The sequence below is a fragment of the Pseudomonas sp. GW821-FHT02H09 genome, assembly GCF_059421425.1.
In genome coordinates this window covers 109,977-126,452 of sequence record NZ_JBWKVA010000020.1, presented here as the reverse complement: position 1 = coordinate 126,452, position 16,476 = coordinate 109,977, and the positions used below count along the sequence as shown (strand labels likewise).

Below are 16,476 nucleotides of genomic sequence, written 5' to 3'. Positions count from 1 at the left end.
GTTAAAAGCGCAAAAATCTCGCCATAACAATCAAATTTATCGATCATTTCCGTAAAGCAACCTTTTGCGGCTGGGTCTCCAGCGAACCCCGTTCCCGATCGAACGCCAGGTAGTACTTGTTGACGCTATTGACGTAGCTGACGGCGCCCATTCCCGCCTGCTCCAGGGCGATGCGTTCCACCTGGAAAAACCACTGGTCGGGATTCAAGCCGCGCCGTCTGGCCTCGGTGCGCATGCCCTGAACCCGCTCCGGGCCGATGTTGTAGGCCGCAAGCACAAAGGCCATGCGCTCGCGCTCGTTGAGCTTGGGGCTGGCGAAGAACTTGCGGCGGATCAGCCCCAGGTACTTGGCACTGGCCTGCACATTGCCGTCCAGTGACTGAATATCATTGACCCCCACCCGCTGAGCCGCCGAAGGGGTAATTTGCATCAAACCCGTGGGACCGCCGCCGCTCTTCGCGCTCGGTTGCAGCGCTGACTCCTTGAACGCCAGCGCGGCCAGGTTCAGCCAGTCCAGGCCCTGTTCGCGGGCATGTTTTTGCAGGACCGGGCGTAGTTTTTCCAGGCGCTGGCGGTCGGCGTGGGCCAGAGGATAGTGGACCTGATCCAGGCGTCGATAGATGCGCAGAAACGCGACGTCCTGGTCCGCTGGTGTTTTATAGGTTTTCAGGAAGCGATCGATACTCGCCCGGAGCATCGACGCGTCGCGCCGCACAAACCAATGCTCTTCGCCCGACTCACTGATGATCACCTGCCGATCGAAACGCAGCTTGGGCAGAATCTTGCCCCAACGCTCGGCAATCGGTTGCTCGACGATGGTCAGGTGGAAAATCCCGCCCTGAACCATTTCCAGCACATCTTCGACGGCAAGGCTGGGATCGACCCACTCGACCTTGACCGGCGGCAACTTGCGCAACGCCAGTTTCTGATTGATCTGATTGATTGCCTCACCCGCCGCGCTCCCCGTGGTCAGCGCCAACGTGTGCCCGGACAGCTGCTCAAGGCGGGTGAAATGCCGCTCACCTTTGATCCCTACCAACAACAACGGAACGTTACTGATGATCGGGTCACTGGAGCTGATGGCGTGTCCTGACTGAGGGCTCAGCAATTCGCCGGGAGCAACCAGATCGCCCTCGCCGCGCTCAAGGGCACCGAGCAATTGATCCTTGGCTTTGGGAATGATCTTCAGGTTGATTTCCTGACCGTCAGGGGCCTGACCGTTGAGGTATTGTTCGAAGGCACGCAGGCGATGGTATTCGACGCCAATGGTCTGGCCCTGGACTTCGCCGGAACTGTTGCGGCTCTGGTTGACCAGCACCCGCAGGACGCGACTGTCACGGATCTGCGCCAGGTCGCGAACCTTGCCTGACACAACAGCCACGGGGGGGCCGGCCAAACGTGCAACCGCGGGCATCGGCAGCAGCAACGACAAGCACAGCACAAGCAAAACCGAGGGTCTCGTCATCCGCTCTCCGGGAAGATACTGTCCAGCCTCTCGAGTAATTTCGGGAAGTTGGGCGACAGAAACAGAGCGCTTAGAGCGCTGGCAGCGTGCGAAAGACTGGCAAGCGATGGCTGGACGGCCAACCGAAGCTTTCTTCCGGCATCAAAAGACAGCTTTAACTCATTGTAGTTCTTGGTTTTTCTTATAAATCTACAGCTCTGATATGCTTTCCGGCCTTTGGTCCGAGGTAGCACCATGCAACTCATCGATATCGGCGTCAACCTGACCAACCCAAGTTTTGCCGACAAACACCAGGCCGTACTCGACCGCGCCTATGCCGCCGGAGTCTGCCAACTGGTCCTCACAGGCACCAGTGTCGAGGGCAGTGAGCAGGCGCTTGAACTGTGCCAACAACTGGACAAAACCGGGCAACGACTGTTCTCCACGGCGGGGATTCACCCTCACTCGGCCAGTGACTGGAACGCCGATAGCGCTCAACGCTTGCGCGGCCTGCTCAAAGAGTCGAGCGTGCGTGCCGTGGGTGAATGCGGCCTGGACTTCAATCGCGACTTTTCACCACGCCCGCAGCAGGAAAAGGTGCTCGAAGAGCATTTGGCGATGGCGGTTGAACTGCAACTGCCAGTGTTCCTCCATGAGCGCGACGCCAGTCAGCGGCTGCTGGAAATCCTGCGCGACTTCCGTGACCGTTTGCCCGCCGCCGTGGTGCATTGTTTTACCGGTGAGCAACGGGCGCTGTTCAGCTACCTCGACCTCGATTTGCACATCGGCATCACTGGCTGGATTTGCGACGAACGCCGTGGCACTCACCTGCACCCACTGGTTCGCGAGATTCCGCGCGGGCGCTTGATGCTGGAAAGCGATGCGCCGTACCTGTTACCGCGCAGTCTGCGGCCGAAGCCGAAAAACGGTCGCAACGAACCCGCGTACCTGACAGAAGTTTTGCGCGAAGTCGCGTTGCATCGCGGTGAGAGCCTGGAAGATGTGGCAGCACACAGCACGGCGTGTGCCCGGACGTTTTATGGGCTGCCGTCGATAGAGTGAATCAGAAAAATCCACGTTGATTGTACCGTCGCCTCGCGGGCAACAGCCTCGTTCCTACGGGGATTACGGTGCCTTTGCAGGAGCGAGGCTGCCCGCGAAGAGGCCCTGACAATCAACAAAATCTGTCGCCCATCCCCCCACCATTGACCCACATCAACAACCCTTCGCCTGGATAGCGGCACAATAATGGCACCTTGCCAAAACTGTTTCCGCTATCAGAGAAGACCTTCCATGGGTGCCTGGCTTAGCAACATCTCGCTGAAGTACAAATTCTGGGCCGTCAACGCGGTCGCATTCATCACTACCCTGCTGTTGGTGCTGTATGCCGTACAGCTCGAACAGCAGGCTCGCAGCCAAGCCTCACAGACCTCAGCCCAGGCCCAGGCGCGCTTGCTGAATGCCTGGTCCGTCGGACAATCCTTGCCCAAGGCAGACCACCTGCTGAGCTTCAGTCGGGGCCAGATTCCCTCCCTGAACGGACAGCCATTACCGGCGTTGAACAACGCCAGCGGCTGGGTCGAGCTCAACGCTATGCCGCTGTTGGGCGACAACCCGTTGCTGGGCGCCGACATTGTGTCCCGAGCGGATGGTGAACAGGTCGCGGTACTGGCCTATGGCCCAAGCCTGAGCCAGGTGTTCGGTGAACGATTGGCCAACTACGCGGTGGCGGTGTTCATCCTGATGTTGGCAATGCTTGGTGCCTCGCAGTTGCTGATCCGTTTTTTGCTCAGCCAGCTCAACACCTTGAAAGACGTGATGCTGCACGTGGAAAAAACCGGCGACCTGTCGGCCCGCGTGCCATTGGCCTGCAAAGATGAAGTCGGGCAAATGGCCAGCGCCTTTAACGCCATGCAGGCCGGCTACCAACGGGTGGTCAACACCGTGGCGCACACCGCCGAACAATTGGATGTCGGCGCTGCACGGCTGGCCGCGAGCATGAATGAGGTGCGCCACGGCATGCTTGGCCAGCAAAGCGAGACCGATCAGGCCGCGGCCGCGATCAACGAGATGTCGGCCACGGTTTATCACATCGCCGAGCATGCCGGAGCGACGCGCGACTTGTCGCAAACCGCCGACACCCTGGCCGGCAGCGGGCAGGATGTGGTCAGCCGCGTGCAGCAATCGATTGCCGGGCTTTCCAGCGGCGTACGGCAAACCGCGGAGATGATTCAGCGATTGGCCGAAGACAGCCAGAAGATCAACGGTGTAGTCGGCGTGATTCACAGCATTGCCGAGCAAACCAATCTGCTGGCACTTAACGCCGCGATCGAAGCCGCCCGGGCCGGTGAAATGGGCCGTGGCTTTGCGGTGGTCGCCGATGAAGTGCGCAACCTGGCCAAACGGGTGCAGGCCTCCACCGACGAGATCACCCTTATGGTCTGCGCCCTGCAAGCCGGGACCCGGGATGCCGTGGACTTCATGCAGGAAAGCTCGTTCAAGGCTGACGATTGCGTGCAGCAGGCCGAGGAAGCGGGCCTGGCACTCACAGAAATCACCGGTGCTGTAGCGCAGATGCTCACAAGCAACACACAAATCGCCGTGGCCGCCGAACAGCAGAGCCAGGTCGCAGAAGAAATGAATCGTGCGGTGGTGAGCATTCGCGACGTGACCGAGAACACCGTGCAACAGACCATCGACTCGGCCACCACCAGTAATGAACTGGCGACATTGGCCGGTGAGTTGAGCAAGGCGATAGGCCAGCTCAAGCTGTAAGGACGCCATCATCGCGGGCAAGCCTCGCTCCTACAGGATTGCCAGTGCCCTTGGAGGAGCGGGGCTTGCCCGCGATGACAATAAAGCAGCTAACATCAATCTCGAGATACCTATTGCAGCGATAGCCAGCCTTGATTCGCCGAAGCCGTTTGCCCGACCTATTCTTTATTCATGGGTTTTACACGGATCGAGGATTTCCAGCATGGGCAAACGTCACCCCAATCTCCCCGCCTGGCAATGGCGGGCGCCCCCCGAAAACCTTCGCAACCCGACTAATCTGGTGTTGCACCTGATTGCCGTGCCGCTGTTCATCCTGGCGTTTCTACTGATCGTTTCGGGTGTGTTCGGGATGAGCTTTCTGAACGTTGCCATCGGCGTCGTTGGCTTGCTCGCCGCGTTGGGCCTGCAGCGCCACGGCCACAGCCTGGAGGTGCAAGCCCGCGAGCCGTTCAGTGACCGCAAAGACGCCGTGCAACGCCTGATGGTCGAACAGTTCCTGACCTTTGCACGGTATGTCTTGAGCGGTGGATGGTGGCGCGCCTGGCGTGAGCGCCACCGGCATTGAGCGGTTTTAACCGAAGACGGTAACCGTCTGCCGACTCATGGCGATCAACTGTCCTTCTGGGCTCCACAACGCTGCTGCCGCATGGCCATAACCGTCGCGGGCATGCTCGATGACCACGCGATACTTGCACCAGTCCAGCGTGCTCAGCGCCAGCAATGGCTGCACGAATTCGATGGTCCAGGTCAGGGTGCTGCCCGCCGCCGGTTTGCTCAAGTGCGGCAACAGGGCCGGAGGCCAGGCATCCACCAGCGCCAGAATATGTGCCTCGGTCAGTGGCTCTTCCTTGACATCCCCACGCAAACGCACCCAACCGCCCATCTCCCGCGACTTGTTGCCAGTGAATGGCAAACCACCAACACTCCAACGCATCGCCAGGTGGCGCATGAATTCCGGGGTCACACCCTTGATATAAGGCAGTTCCTGACAGTCATCCCAGTGTTTCATTTCGGGGGCCGGTTCGGCCGCCACGTCGATTTCCGAAGCGCGGGAGGCGCCAAAGCTGCCCTGGACCAGCGTTACCACTTGCCCGTTCTGCATGGCCCGACCCAGCACCTGGCTGACAGCCTTGCCTTCGCGCAATACATCCACTTCAAAGCTGACGGGCACACCAGGTTCGGCCGGGCCGACAAAGGTGATCGCCAACGAACGTACCGGACGATCTGCCGGAACTTTTGCGCGCATGGCCTCGTACTGCAATGCGGCCATCAGCCCGCCAAAACTGGCACGCCCCTGAGCCCATTCCGCCGGGATAGACAGCTCGAGCGGAGTGCTGCGCACGGCGTCGACTAAATCACAAAAGCGCATAAAAGCCTCAAGCCAGAAAAAAGACTCAAGGATCTTAACCATCGGACGGGGACTGCACAGCACTTATTCCGGCCAAAAAAGCGGACAGATAAGCCGAACGCTCCCGGTAACCCGCGGACTTGTAGCAGCTGCCGAAGGCTGCGTTCGGCTGCGAAGCAGTCGTGAATACGGTTATTGCGGTGTAACTGTTAATCCGCGTCGGCGGGTTTTACGACTGCTACGTCCGAACGCGGCCCGAGCCGAACGCAGCCTTCGGCAGCTGCTACGACGGGTGTGTTCAGGATTTGAAGCAAGCCGCGCTAAGCGTGTCCAGCACCAGATCTGCGCTTGCCTGGGCCTTGACCATGGTCACTCGCCAAACCGCCACACAGGGCTGCAAATCGGACTCTTGCTCAGCTTTGGCCAGCCATTGCCAGCAATCATGCCAGTTGCCGAGCGCCTCTTGAGCGGCTTTCAATCGAGGCATAGCCTTGACCGGTAACGGGTCCAGTTCAGGATAGGACTCGGCTGCGTAGCGCACGCGCTTGATCAACAGGCGCAAGCGATGTCGGTCATGCTCTGGATCGTGCAATGCCTTATCCAGAGCGTCCCACAGTTTGGCCAGACGCTTTTCGATGCGTTGACGCAAGCCTTTGAGTAATCCCTGACGCTGGGAGGCTCGCAGAAAGCGCGGAAACGCGTCGAGTATGAGAAACAGTTGCGCCAGCTCAGGACCCGTCGCCACCGCGGGATAGGCTTTAGCCATTTGCACCGTGCGGCGCAGGGCCGCTTCATGCTGACCATGACTGTGCAAGTAGGCGGCCAGTACTTCCCGGTCGCGCAAGGGGGTGGTCAGGTTGCCGACTCCGGCCGCCGCCGCTTCCAGTTGCTCGACTCCGGGCAAACCACGCAGGGGTCGCAGCAGACTGCGCAACCGGCGAACCGTGGTGCGCAGATCATGCAGCGCTTCATCATCAGTCGTCGCACTCAGTCGCGCCTGGCAGGCCCGCAAGCGAACTTCCAGGCTCAACACCTGAGCCACCAACCGATCCACCAAGGCAGACATGGTTTACTCCCGAATCGAACATTCAATGTTGCGACGGCAAACCTGCAGCAATGATGCCGCAAAGCCCTGCGCTACCTCATCAATCCTTTGATCAACGACCGGCACGCGACTCACGAATGTAGAAACGGGCCTTCTCGGCTTTTTTGGTACAGCCTTCGAACGCCTCGAACTGCTGCTGAGTCTTGGCTCCGGTCAGCAAGGACAGCGCCTTGGAGTAGCTGACGGTGCCAGCGAAACCTTCGGCCTTGGCCAGGTCCAGCTCCTGCCAGGCCGCGTCCAGCTGGCTACCGCAACTGTCACGATACGCCGATTTACCGGCACAACCAGCCAGAGCCAACGCAATCAACGGCAGACAAATCCAGGCTTTCATTGATGACACCTCAAGATAGAAAAACAATCGTGCACGGTATGACGGCCAGCACCGTAAAAAGTGCCTTGCCCCCCTGATGAATATAGCTGGGGCGAGAATACTCGCCTGTCGCCATTGATTATCGAAAAAACGACCTTGCCCCCAAACCCTCGATCAGCAGCGATTGAAGCAAGGCCCATGATGGGTGCATTGTTGACTCAAGTTTGACGAAGGGGCGAGTCATGAAAAAACGTGTCGCGTTGGTGCTGGGCTCCGGTGGCGCCAGGGGCTATGCCCATATCGGGGTCATCGAAGAAATTGAACGACGCGGTTACGACATCGCCTGCATCGCCGGTTGTTCCATGGGCGCGGTGGTCGGCGGGATCTATGCCGCAGGCAAACTCAACGACTACCGCGACTGGATTGAAAGCCTGGACTACCTCGACGTGTTGCGTCTGGTAGATGTCAGCTTCCGTCTCGGAGCGATTCGTGGGGAAAAGATCTTCGGGCAGATCCGCAAGATCGTCGGCGAAATCAATATCGAAGACCTGCGCATCCCCTACACGGCGGTCGCCACGGACCTGACCAATCAACAGGAAATCTGGTTCCAGGAAGGTTGCCTGCACCAGGCAATGCGCGCCTCGGCAGCAATCCCCAGCCTGTTCACCCCGGTGATGCAGGGCAACCGGATGCTGGTGGACGGCGGCCTGCTCAATCCACTGCCGATCGTGCCGGTGGTCTCGAGCCACTGCGACCTGATCATCGCGGTCAACCTCAACTCGACCAACCAAAGGCGCTATCAATTGCCGGTGATCCAGCGCCCAGCGGCGTTCAAAATCCGCTTCGACAGTCTGATCAACTCCCTTGGCTCGCGCTTACCGTTTCGTCGAAAACAAGCTGAAAAGTTGCTGTTACTCGAACAGGAAGCCCTGCGAGCAGATGCCGCCGACATCAATAACCCGTGGATCGAGTCCGCCGAACCTGAAGCTCAGCAACCGGCGGCCGCCCCGCAAACCCCTGGTGCACCGAAGTCAGCCACCGGCTCGTTCATTATCGACAACGTCGGCCCGGCATCATTGCTGGACTTGATCAACCAGAGTTTCGAAGTGATGCAGACCTCACTGGCACAATACAAAATCGCTGGCTACCCGCCGGATGTCCTGATCAACGTGCCGAAACGGGTGTGCCGGTTTTTCGAGTTTTACAAAGCGCCGGAGCTGATCGCCCTGGGCCGGGAGATCGCCCGCGATACGCTGGATCGCTATGAGAATGATCAGCTTTGAAGAGCGTTGCCGGGGCGCGACCTAACCCAAGGCATCAATCAACCGATACCCGACACCTGCCTCGGTCACGATAAACCTCGGTTGGGTCGGGTCGTCCACCAGTTTTTGCCGTAGGTGACCAACCACAATCCGCAGGTAATGACTGTCTTCGGTGTGGGTCGGGCCCCAAATGTCCTTGAGCAATTGCTGTTGAGTGATGACGCGTCCGGGGTGCCGAGCCAATTGCGCCAGCACCGCGTATTCCTTGCGGGTCAACGCCACTTCAGTGTCGTCCAGCAGCACGCGGCGATAGGCCAGGTCCACCGTCAACGGACCGAACCTGAGCGCCGCTTCCTGTGCCTCACCTGCGGGTGAGTGACGCAGCAAGGCGCGCACCCGGGCGAGGAACTCCTGAATGCCGAAAGGCTTGGTCACGTAGTCGTTGGCACCGCCATCGAGGGCTTCGACCTTCTGCCCCTCGCTGGCGCGTACCGACAACACCAGCACCGGCACCTTCGACCATTCGCGAAATTCGCGTAGCACTTGTTGGCCGTCCATGTCCGGCAAGCCGAGGTCGAGCACCAGCAAATCCGGTTTGTTCAGCGCGGCCTGAGCCAAACCTTCGCTGCCGGTGCCGGCCTCCAGTACTTTATAGCCCTGAGAAGCCAGGCTGATGCGCAGAAACTTGCGAATCTGTGGTTCGTCGTCGATGACCAAAATGGTCGCGGTCTGGCTCATGGTTTCTGATCAAGATAAAGAAGTGACGCTAGAGTAGCGCATGGAATGTCAGGCTTCACTTTCAAGTCCGGGCTGCTCCTGCAACGGTAAATGGATCGTGATGCAGGTGCCACGACCTTCGATACCGTCAGCCACACTGATACGCCCGCCATGGGCGCCGACCATGCCCTGACAGATCGCCAGACCGAGCCCCGTGCCCTGCCCTCCCCGATCACCGCGAGCAGCGGTGTAGAACATGTCGAAAATCTTTGCGCGCTCGGCTTCCGGAATGCCCGGCCCTTCGTCGCTCACCGCAAAGAACAGCTCGCTATCGGTCGAACCGGCGCACAGTTGCAAACGCCCCTGAGCCGGAGAAAAACGTGCAGCGTTTTCCAGTACGTTAACCAGCGCTTGCTCGATCAACGCGGCATGCACGTAGAGCAACGGTAATTCGCTCGGCACATCGATGCTGACTTGTAATGGTGCCAGTACCGCTCGCAGCCGATTCAGCGCGCTGCCGACGATATCAGCCGGCGACACCCAATCGCGCGCCAGCTTCAGCGCGCCATGCCCAAGACGGGTCATGTCCAGCAGGTTCTGGATATAACGATCCAGTCGCTCGGCTTCATCGCGGGTACCTTCGAGCAACTCCCGACGGTCCTCCAATGGAATCGCCTCGCCCAAGGCCAGCAAGCTGTCGATGCTGCCACGCATGGAGGTCAGCGGGGTACGCAAGTCGTGGGACACCGACGCCAGCAAAGCGCTGCGCAGTTGCTCGGTTTCACCATGCAGACGTGCTGCCTCCAGATCCTCGGCCAATTGCGCCCGGGCCAGGGCTTGAGCCAATGGCTGACTCAGCGCAGTCAACAAACGCCGCCGCTGACCGCTGAGTGGCTGGCCGTCTTTGGTGCACACCCCGAGTAACCCCAGCGGCCCCTCTTCCATCGACAATGGCCACCACCACCAATGCCCGAATGGCAGGGTCCCGGTGCCCATGCCCGCGGGTTGATCGTGTTGCCAGGCCCAGTCGGCGGCAGCGCGCTCGGCCTCGGAAAACTGCAGCGGGCCGCCGGTTTCGACCTTCCAGCCGCCGGGGGCCAGGCTATCGCGGTTGAGCAGGCACAATTGCAGCTCGTTCCAGCCGTTCAGATGCTGCGCGCCAGCGCTGACTACCGCCTGGCGATCAGTCGCGGCGGTGAGTTTGCGCGACAGGTCGAGCAATTCGCTGGTCTCCTCCTGGGTGTCGCGCAGAGCCTGTAACTGTCGCCGTTGACGCGCGGCGAGGTTACCGGTCAACGCCGCCATCAACAGGAAGAACAGCAGCGTCAGCACATCTTCTTCGCGCTGAATGGCAAAGGAGAAGTTCGGTGGAATGAACAGGAAGTCGTAAGTCAAAAACGACAGCGCCGCGCAGGCCAGGGCCGGGCCGAGGCTGCTGCGCACCGCCACCAGCAGCACGGCAGCGAGGAACACCAGCGAGATGTTCGGCAGCGGCAACACACTGGCCACCGCCCAGGCCAAGGCAGTGGCCAGCACCGTCGCCAACACCGCCAGCGCATAGTCGAACCAGACCAACGAATGTGGCGCGCGCATACGCGGTGCTGGCCGGTCTATGTCACCGTCGAGGACGTTGATTTCCAGCCCTCGCGCATCGCGCAACAAGCGCGAGGCCAGCCCTCCGCCGAACAGCCGACGACGCAAACGCTGCCTTGACTGACCGACCAGCACCAGACTGGCACGGCGCTCGGCGGCGTGTTGAATCAGGGTTTTCGCGACCTCGCCGGCACGCAACAACACCACTTCACCGCCCAGACGTTCGGCCAGTTGTTGGGCGCTTTGCAGGCGTAAACGTGACTGCTCGTCGCGCACACCGCCGTTATCCACATGCACCAGACTCCATGGCAAATGCCGCCGCTGGGCAACCCGACTGGCGTGGCGCACCAGACGTTCGGCCTGCGCGTCACCGTCGACACCCACCAACAGTCGCCCGCGTACCGCCGGTGCTGCCTGGCCCAACTGCCGATAGCCTTGCGCCAAGTCATTATCGACCTGGGCCGCAGCGGTTTGCATCGCCAACTCGCGCAATGCGGTGAGGTTGGTCTGGGTGAAAAACGCGTCGATGGCCGCCCGCGCCTGCTCGGGCACATAAACCTTGCCGTCGCGCAGACGCTCCAGCAGCTCCCGGGGCGGCAGGTCGATCAGCAACAGTTCGTAGGCTTCCTGCAACACCCAGTCGGGCAACGTCTCCCGGACCTGCACCCCGGTGATTCCGCGCACCTGATCGTTAAGGCTTTCCAGATGCTGGACGTTGACCGTAGTGAACACGTCAATGCCGGCCGCCAGCAGTTCCTGAATGTCCTGCCAGCGCTTGGCATGACGACTGCCGGGAGCATTGGTATGGGCCAGTTCATCGACCAGTACAAGCTTTGCTTTGGCTTTCAGCAGGCCGTCGAGGTCCATCTCTTCAAGCACCACGCCGCGGTATTCGGAACGAACCAACGGCTGCTGCGGCAAACCGCCGAGCAGCGCTTCGGTTTCCGCGCGGCCATGGGTTTCCACCACGCCGGCGAGAACTTTGACGCCCTGACGCAGTTGTGTGTGGGCCGCTTGAAGCATGGCGTAAGTCTTGCCAACGCCGGGGGCGGCGCCGAGGAAAACCTTGAGCCGGCCACGACCGTCGCTTGGTAAATCTGCTAACAGCGCGTCGGCACGGCCGGAATCACTCATGGGCTATCTCTTTTGGCAGGTATTGATCGTTCACTCCGCGTGGGAATGAATCATTGGACGCTCTGCGTCCGCTTCTGGGACGCTCTGCGTCCCTGGCTGCATTCCCACGCAGAGCATGGGAACGATCATCGTCTACAACTTTTCCAGCGCTGTATTCAAGGCCAGCACATTCACCACCGGCGGCCCCACCAGGGGCTGTTCGACATGCGTATCCACCAATTGCTGCAGGGTCGAAACCGGCAGGTTGCGTGCGGCCGCAACCCGCGCCAGTTGATAGACAATCGCTGCCGGTGGCAAGTGTGGATCAAGGCCGCTACCGGAGGTGGTGAGCAATGCCAGCGGTACGGCCCCCTGCCCCGGTACGAACAGTTTGTTGGCATCGTCAATAACACGAGTGGCCAGCGCCGGGTTGCTCGGCGACAGGTTGCTGGCGCTGCTTGACACCGTGGCGAAAGCACCCGCCGAAGGCCGCGGATGGAACCAGGCATCGCCGGTGAAATCCTGGGCGATCAGCGCCGAGCCACGAACCTTGCCGTCGGCATCGCGCACCAGGCTGCCATTGGCCTGAGCCGGGAACGCCACCTGCGCTACACCGGTCACCACCAGCGGATAGGCCACACCGGTAATCAGGGTCATCAGAACAATCAGGCTCAAGGCCGGACGTAACATAGTGGACATCATCGAATCCTCAAATTGGAAATACATAGCCCTGTGGCAAGGGAGCTTGCCCCAAGCCACAAGAACTCGCGCCTCAGGGAGCGTTAAACCAGATGCAACGCCGTCAGCAGCATGTCGATCAATTTGATGCCCACGAACGGCACCACGATGCCGCCGACGCCGTAGATCAGCAGATTGCGTCGCAACAACGCCGCTGCGCTCGCCGCCTGCACTCGTACGCCGCGCAGAGCCAGCGGGATCAGCACCACGATGATCAAGGCATTGAAGACGATCGCCGAAAGGATCGCGCTCTGCGGGCTGCTCAGGTGCATCACGTTGAGCACGCCCAGCTGTGGATAAATCGAGGCGAACAGTGCCGGCAGGATGGCGAAGTACTTGGCCACGTCGTTGGCGATGGAAAAAGTGGTTAGCGCACCACGGGTCACCAGCAACTCTTTGCCGATCTGCACCACATCCAGCAGCTTGGTCGGATCGCTGTCGAGGTCGACCATGTTCGCGGCTTCACGCGCAGCCTGGGTCCCATCGTTCATCGCCATACCGACATCAGCCTGGGCCAGCGCCGGAGCGTCGTTGGCACCGTCGCCACACATCGCCACCAGACGACCGTCATTCTGTTCATGACGAATACGCGCCAGCTTTTTCTCCGGTGTGGCTTCAGCCAGCACGTCATCGACACCTGCTTCAGCGGCAATGGCGGCGGCGGTCAGCGGGTTGTCACCGGTCACCATCACGGTGCGGATACCCAACTTGCGCAGTTCGGCGAAGCGCTCGCGAATGCCGGGTTTGACCACGTCCTTGAGGTGGATCGCACCGATCAATTTGCCCTCGGCGCACACCAGCAACGGTGTACCGCCGCTCTGGGCAATCTTGTCGATTTCCCGCGACAGTACGGACTGCAGATCGCGACGTTGCAAACCGACGAAGTTCAGCAGCGAATCCACTGCGCCCTTGCGGTAAACGCGGCCCTGGTAGTCAACACCGGACAACCGGGTCTCAGCACTGAATGGCACCGCGGTCAGCACATTGGTGGCGGGTTCAGGCTGTGGATAATGTCCGCGCAAGTATTCGACGATGGACTTGCCTTCCGCCGTGTCGTCAGCGAGCGAGGCGAGCAACGCGCCTTCGGCCAGCTCTTTGGCGCTGACGCCTGGAGCGGGGTAAATCGCCGTGCAGCGACGGTTGCCGAACGTGATGGTGCCGGTCTTGTCCAGCAACAACACATGCACATCACCCGCAGCTTCCACCGCACGACCGGATTTGGCGATCACGTTGAGGCGCACCAAACGGTCCATCCCGGCGATACCGATGGCCGACAGCAGGCCACCGATGGTGGTCGGAATCAGGGTCACCAACAACGCCACCAGGAACACCAGCGGCAGGCTGCCGTTGGCGAAGTGAGCGAACGGCTGCAAAGTCACGACCACCAGCAGGAAGATCAGAGTCAGACCGATCAGCAGGATATCCAGCGCCACTTCATTCGGGGTTTTCTGACGTTTGGCGCCTTCCACCAGGGCAATCATGCGATCGAGTGTCGACTCACCGGGGTTGGCGGTGATGCGCACCAGCAACCAGTCGGACACCAGCCGGGTATTGCCGGTGACGGCCGAGCGGTCGCCACCGGACTCGCGGATCACCGGCGCGGATTCACCGGTAATCGCCGCCTCATTGACTGCCGCGATGCCTTCGATCACCTCGCCGTCACCCGGGATCATTTCCCCGACTTCGACGCGGACGATATCGCCTTTGCGCAGGCTGGTAGCGGGCACCACCTGAAAGCTCCCATCGGATTTTTTGCGCCGGGCGCTCAAGCCTTCGCTGCCAGCCTTGAGGCTATCGGCACGGGCCTTGCCACGGCCTTCGGCCAGGGCTTCAGCGAAGTTGGCGAACAACACGGTAAACCACAGCCACAAGGCGATTTGCGCCGCGACGTAAGTCGGCACTGCGGTATCGGGCACGAAGCACAGCACGGTCGTGAGGATCGCCGTCAGCTCCACCACCAGCATCACCGGCGCGCGCTGTAATTGCCGAGGATCGAGTTTGACGAAAGCTTGCACCAGCGCCGGACGCCACAGGGCCGAGATCGCGGTTTTCGGTTGCTCCGGCGCTTTAACGGCAGCGGCTTTTTTCGGTGCAGCTTTGTTTGATACAGGAACGGGCATATTCATTATCAAATCCCTCAGCTCTAGAGCCCAAAAGCAGCCATGCTCAGATGTTCAGCGATAGGACCCAGCGCCAGGGTCGGCAGGAACGTCAGGCCGCCTACCAGCAAAATGGTCACAGTCAATAAGGTCACGAACAGCGGGCCATGGGTCGGGAAGCTGTTCTGGCCAATGGGCGCGGTTTTCTTCATCGCCAGGCTGCCGGCCAACGCCAGTACCGGGAGGATGTAACCGAAGCGGCCGATCAACATGCCAAGACCGAGCATCAGGTTATGGAACGCGGTGTTGGCACTGAAGCCGCCGAACGCAGAGCCGTTGTTGGCGCTGGCCGAGGTGTAGGCGTACAGCAACTGGCTGAAACCGTGGGGGCCTGGGTTACTCACCGCTGCCACCGGACCCGGCAGACTCGCCGCGATCGCACCGAGCACCAGAACGCCGACCGGCATCACCAGCAAGGTCACCACCAGCAACTGGACTTCCCTGGCCTGGAGTTTCTTGCCGAGGTATTCCGGGGTGCGGCCAATCATCAAGCCGGCGAGGAACACCGCAATCAATACGTTGAGCAACATGCCGTAAAGGCCGGCACCGACGCCGCCGAAGATCACTTCGCCGACCATCATGTTGACCAGCGCGACCATGCCGGTCAGCGGGTTGAGGCTGTCATGCATCGCATTGACTGAACCGTTGGACGCCGCTGTGGTGGTCACCGACCAGAGCACCGTGGCGGTAGTACCAAAACGCGATTCCTTGCCTTCCAGTGGCGCGGTCTGTTCGACCGTGACGTTGTCCAGGGTTGGGTTCGGCTGGTACTCGGCCCACAGCGAGGTAGCGCCGCCGATCAGGAACAGCGCCAGCATGCAGGCGATGATCGCCCGACTCTGACGCAGGTCTTTCACGTAATGGCCAAAGGTAAACACCAGGGCAACCGGGATCAGGATGATCGACGAGACTTCGAACAGGTTGCTCCAGGCCGTCGGGTTCTCGAACGGATGGGCCGAGTTGACGCCGAAGAAGCCACCACCGTTGGTGCCCAGTTGTTTGATCGCAATCTGGCTGGCCGCAGGCCCCAGAGGAATCACTTGATCCACGCCCTGCATCGTCAGCGCGTTCACGTAATGGGCGAAGGTTTGCGGTACGCCTTGCCAGACCAGAAACAGCGCCAGTAGCAAGCACAACGGCAACAAGCCGTAGAGCGTGGCACGGGTCATGTCTACCCAGAAGTTACCCAGGGTTTGCGCCGATTTGCGACCGATGCCGCGACACAAGGCAACCAGCACGGCGAGGCCGGTGGCGGCGCTGACAAAGTTTTGCACGGTCAGTCCAACCATCTGGCTGAGGTAGCTCAGGGAGGCTTCACCGCTGTAGGACTGCCAGTTGGTATTAGTCATGAAACTGATGGCGGTGTTGAACGCCAGCGTCCACTCCTGACCCGGCAGGTTTTGCGGGTTGAGCGGCAAGTAGTCCTGAAACAGCAGGATCGCGAACAACAGCAAAAAGCCCGCGAGGTTGAAGGCGAGCAAGGCCAGGGTGTATTTCTGCCAGCTCTGCTCGGTCTGCGGGTCGACCCCGGCAATGCGATAACAACCGCGCTCCACCGGCCCAAGAACCGGCGTCAACCAGGTGCGCTGGCCTTCCATCACCTTGTAGTAGAACCGTCCCAGAAAGGGTGCCGGTATCAGCACCAGAGCGAAGAAGGCAAGGATCAGCCAATAGTCATAACTGTGCATAGCCGCTCCTAGTTCCGATCGGCGCGCAACAGCGCAACCAGTAGATAAATGAACAGCCCCACTGCCAGCAGCAGTGACACTCCGTCCAGAACGCTCATGGGATTTCTCCGTCGTACGGCGATTGCCGCGTGTGGAGCCATTGTCCGCAGGGAGGCTGTAAAGGAACGAGATCGAGGGGTGAGGCGCGGCATAAAAAAAGTGTAAAAAGTGGGGGTACTGCGGTG

At 60.5% G+C, this 16,476-nt stretch carries 14 protein-coding genes; 4 read left to right on the top strand and 10 right to left on the bottom strand.

Features of this window, described 5'->3' with window-relative positions:
- Nucleotides 1-43 precede the first annotated feature (43 nt).
- Nucleotides 44-1,465, bottom strand: coding sequence for an MltF family protein (locus AC07VR_RS24325; protein ID WP_494993838.1), 1,422 nt, complete (start codon nucleotides 1,463-1,465; stop codon nucleotides 44-46).
- A gap of 234 nt (nucleotides 1,466-1,699) precedes the next feature.
- On the opposite strand from AC07VR_RS24325, the gene AC07VR_RS24320 reads away from it, so the two are divergent.
- From AC07VR_RS24320 to AC07VR_RS24310, 3 genes are all read left to right on the top strand, one after another.
- Nucleotides 1,700-2,506, top strand: coding sequence for a TatD family hydrolase (locus AC07VR_RS24320; protein WP_495012800.1), 807 nt, complete (start codon nucleotides 1,700-1,702; stop codon nucleotides 2,504-2,506).
- Nucleotides 2,507-2,737: 231 nt separating this feature from the next.
- Entirely contained in the window at nucleotides 2,738-4,219 is a 1,482-nt protein-coding gene (locus tag AC07VR_RS24315) for a methyl-accepting chemotaxis protein (protein WP_495012799.1), read from the top strand.
- Nucleotides 4,220-4,421: 202 nt separating this feature from the next.
- Nucleotides 4,422-4,784 (top strand): terminase, encoded by a 363-nt coding sequence (locus tag AC07VR_RS24310; RefSeq protein ID WP_495012798.1) that lies wholly within the window; start codon nucleotides 4,422-4,424, stop codon nucleotides 4,782-4,784.
- Nucleotides 4,785-4,790: 6 nt separating this feature from the next.
- Here AC07VR_RS24310 and AC07VR_RS24305 read toward each other — a convergent pair whose 3' ends face one another.
- The 3 genes from AC07VR_RS24305 to AC07VR_RS24295 all read right to left on the bottom strand — a co-directional run bounded on the left by AC07VR_RS24305 (nucleotide 4,791) and on the right by AC07VR_RS24295 (nucleotide 7,003).
- On the bottom strand, nucleotides 4,791-5,588 hold the full coding sequence (locus AC07VR_RS24305) for an acyl-CoA thioesterase (RefSeq protein ID WP_494993834.1): 798 nt from the start codon (nucleotides 5,586-5,588) through the stop codon (nucleotides 4,791-4,793).
- 277 nt (nucleotides 5,589-5,865) lie between these two features.
- Nucleotides 5,866-6,633: a CHAD domain-containing protein gene (locus AC07VR_RS24300; protein ID WP_494993833.1), complete on the bottom strand. Its 768-nt coding sequence runs from the start codon at nucleotides 6,631-6,633 to the stop codon at nucleotides 5,866-5,868.
- 91 nt (nucleotides 6,634-6,724) lie between these two features.
- Nucleotides 6,725-7,003 (bottom strand): hypothetical protein, encoded by a 279-nt coding sequence (locus AC07VR_RS24295; RefSeq protein WP_495012797.1) that lies wholly within the window; start codon nucleotides 7,001-7,003, stop codon nucleotides 6,725-6,727.
- A gap of 221 nt (nucleotides 7,004-7,224) precedes the next feature.
- On the opposite strand from AC07VR_RS24295, the gene AC07VR_RS24290 reads away from it, so the two are divergent.
- The gene (locus tag AC07VR_RS24290) at nucleotides 7,225-8,265 is read left to right on the top strand and encodes a patatin-like phospholipase family protein (RefSeq protein ID WP_494993831.1); all 1,041 of its coding nucleotides are present in this window, start codon (nucleotides 7,225-7,227) and stop codon (nucleotides 8,263-8,265) included.
- Between the two features lie 21 nt (nucleotides 8,266-8,286).
- On the opposite strand, the gene AC07VR_RS24285 is transcribed toward AC07VR_RS24290, so the two are convergent.
- The 6 genes from AC07VR_RS24285 to kdpF form a co-directional block, all read right to left on the bottom strand.
- Nucleotides 8,287-8,982: a response regulator gene (locus AC07VR_RS24285; RefSeq protein ID WP_495012796.1), complete on the bottom strand. Its 696-nt coding sequence runs from the start codon at nucleotides 8,980-8,982 to the stop codon at nucleotides 8,287-8,289.
- Between the two features lie 48 nt (nucleotides 8,983-9,030).
- Nucleotides 9,031-11,688 carry a DUF4118 domain-containing protein gene (locus tag AC07VR_RS24280; protein WP_495012795.1) on the bottom strand — a complete coding sequence of 886 codons (2,658 nt, stop codon included), beginning with the start codon at nucleotides 11,686-11,688 and terminating at the stop codon, nucleotides 9,031-9,033.
- Nucleotides 11,689-11,820: 132 nt separating this feature from the next.
- Entirely contained in the window at nucleotides 11,821-12,366 is a 546-nt protein-coding gene (gene kdpC / locus AC07VR_RS24275) for a potassium-transporting ATPase subunit KdpC (RefSeq protein ID WP_494993828.1), read from the bottom strand.
- 83 nt (nucleotides 12,367-12,449) lie between these two features.
- Nucleotides 12,450-14,531: a potassium-transporting ATPase subunit KdpB gene (gene kdpB, locus AC07VR_RS24270; RefSeq protein ID WP_495012794.1), complete on the bottom strand. Its 2,082-nt coding sequence runs from the start codon at nucleotides 14,529-14,531 to the stop codon at nucleotides 12,450-12,452.
- Nucleotides 14,532-14,548: 17 nt separating this feature from the next.
- Nucleotides 14,549-16,252 carry a potassium-transporting ATPase subunit KdpA gene (gene kdpA, locus AC07VR_RS24265; RefSeq protein ID WP_495012793.1) on the bottom strand — a complete coding sequence of 568 codons (1,704 nt, stop codon included), beginning with the start codon at nucleotides 16,250-16,252 and terminating at the stop codon, nucleotides 14,549-14,551.
- Between the two features lie 8 nt (nucleotides 16,253-16,260).
- Nucleotides 16,261-16,350: a K(+)-transporting ATPase subunit F gene (gene kdpF, locus AC07VR_RS24260; protein ID WP_007899818.1), complete on the bottom strand. Its 90-nt coding sequence runs from the start codon at nucleotides 16,348-16,350 to the stop codon at nucleotides 16,261-16,263.
- Nucleotides 16,351-16,476 lie beyond the last annotated feature (126 nt).

Excerpts from the sequence above, each read along its gene's own strand:
- AC07VR_RS24325 (WP_494993838.1), bottom strand. The coding sequence starts at position 1,465 with ATGACGAGACCCTCGGTTTTGCTTGTGCTGTGCTTGTCGTTGCTGCTG.
- AC07VR_RS24320 (WP_495012800.1), top strand. The coding sequence starts at position 1,700 with ATGCAACTCATCGATATCGGCGTCAACCTGACCAACCCAAGTTTTGCC.
- AC07VR_RS24315 (WP_495012799.1), top strand. The coding sequence starts at position 2,738 with ATGGGTGCCTGGCTTAGCAACATCTCGCTGAAGTACAAATTCTGGGCC.
- AC07VR_RS24310 (WP_495012798.1), top strand. The coding sequence starts at position 4,422 with ATGGGCAAACGTCACCCCAATCTCCCCGCCTGGCAATGGCGGGCGCCC.
- AC07VR_RS24305 (WP_494993834.1), bottom strand. The coding sequence starts at position 5,588 with ATGCGCTTTTGTGATTTAGTCGACGCCGTGCGCAGCACTCCGCTCGAG.
- AC07VR_RS24300 (WP_494993833.1), bottom strand. The coding sequence starts at position 6,633 with ATGTCTGCCTTGGTGGATCGGTTGGTGGCTCAGGTGTTGAGCCTGGAA.
- AC07VR_RS24295 (WP_495012797.1), bottom strand. The coding sequence starts at position 7,003 with ATGAAAGCCTGGATTTGTCTGCCGTTGATTGCGTTGGCTCTGGCTGGT.
- AC07VR_RS24290 (WP_494993831.1), top strand. The coding sequence starts at position 7,225 with ATGAAAAAACGTGTCGCGTTGGTGCTGGGCTCCGGTGGCGCCAGGGGC.
- AC07VR_RS24285 (WP_495012796.1), bottom strand. The coding sequence starts at position 8,982 with ATGAGCCAGACCGCGACCATTTTGGTCATCGACGACGAACCACAGATT.
- AC07VR_RS24280 (WP_495012795.1), bottom strand. The coding sequence starts at position 11,688 with ATGAGTGATTCCGGCCGTGCCGACGCGCTGTTAGCAGATTTACCAAGC.
- kdpC (WP_494993828.1), bottom strand. The coding sequence starts at position 12,366 with ATGTCCACTATGTTACGTCCGGCCTTGAGCCTGATTGTTCTGATGACC.
- kdpB (WP_495012794.1), bottom strand. The coding sequence starts at position 14,531 with ATGAATATGCCCGTTCCTGTATCAAACAAAGCTGCACCGAAAAAAGCC.
- kdpA (WP_495012793.1), bottom strand. The coding sequence starts at position 16,252 with ATGCACAGTTATGACTATTGGCTGATCCTTGCCTTCTTCGCTCTGGTG.
- kdpF (WP_007899818.1), bottom strand. The coding sequence starts at position 16,350 with ATGAGCGTTCTGGACGGAGTGTCACTGCTGCTGGCAGTGGGGCTGTTC.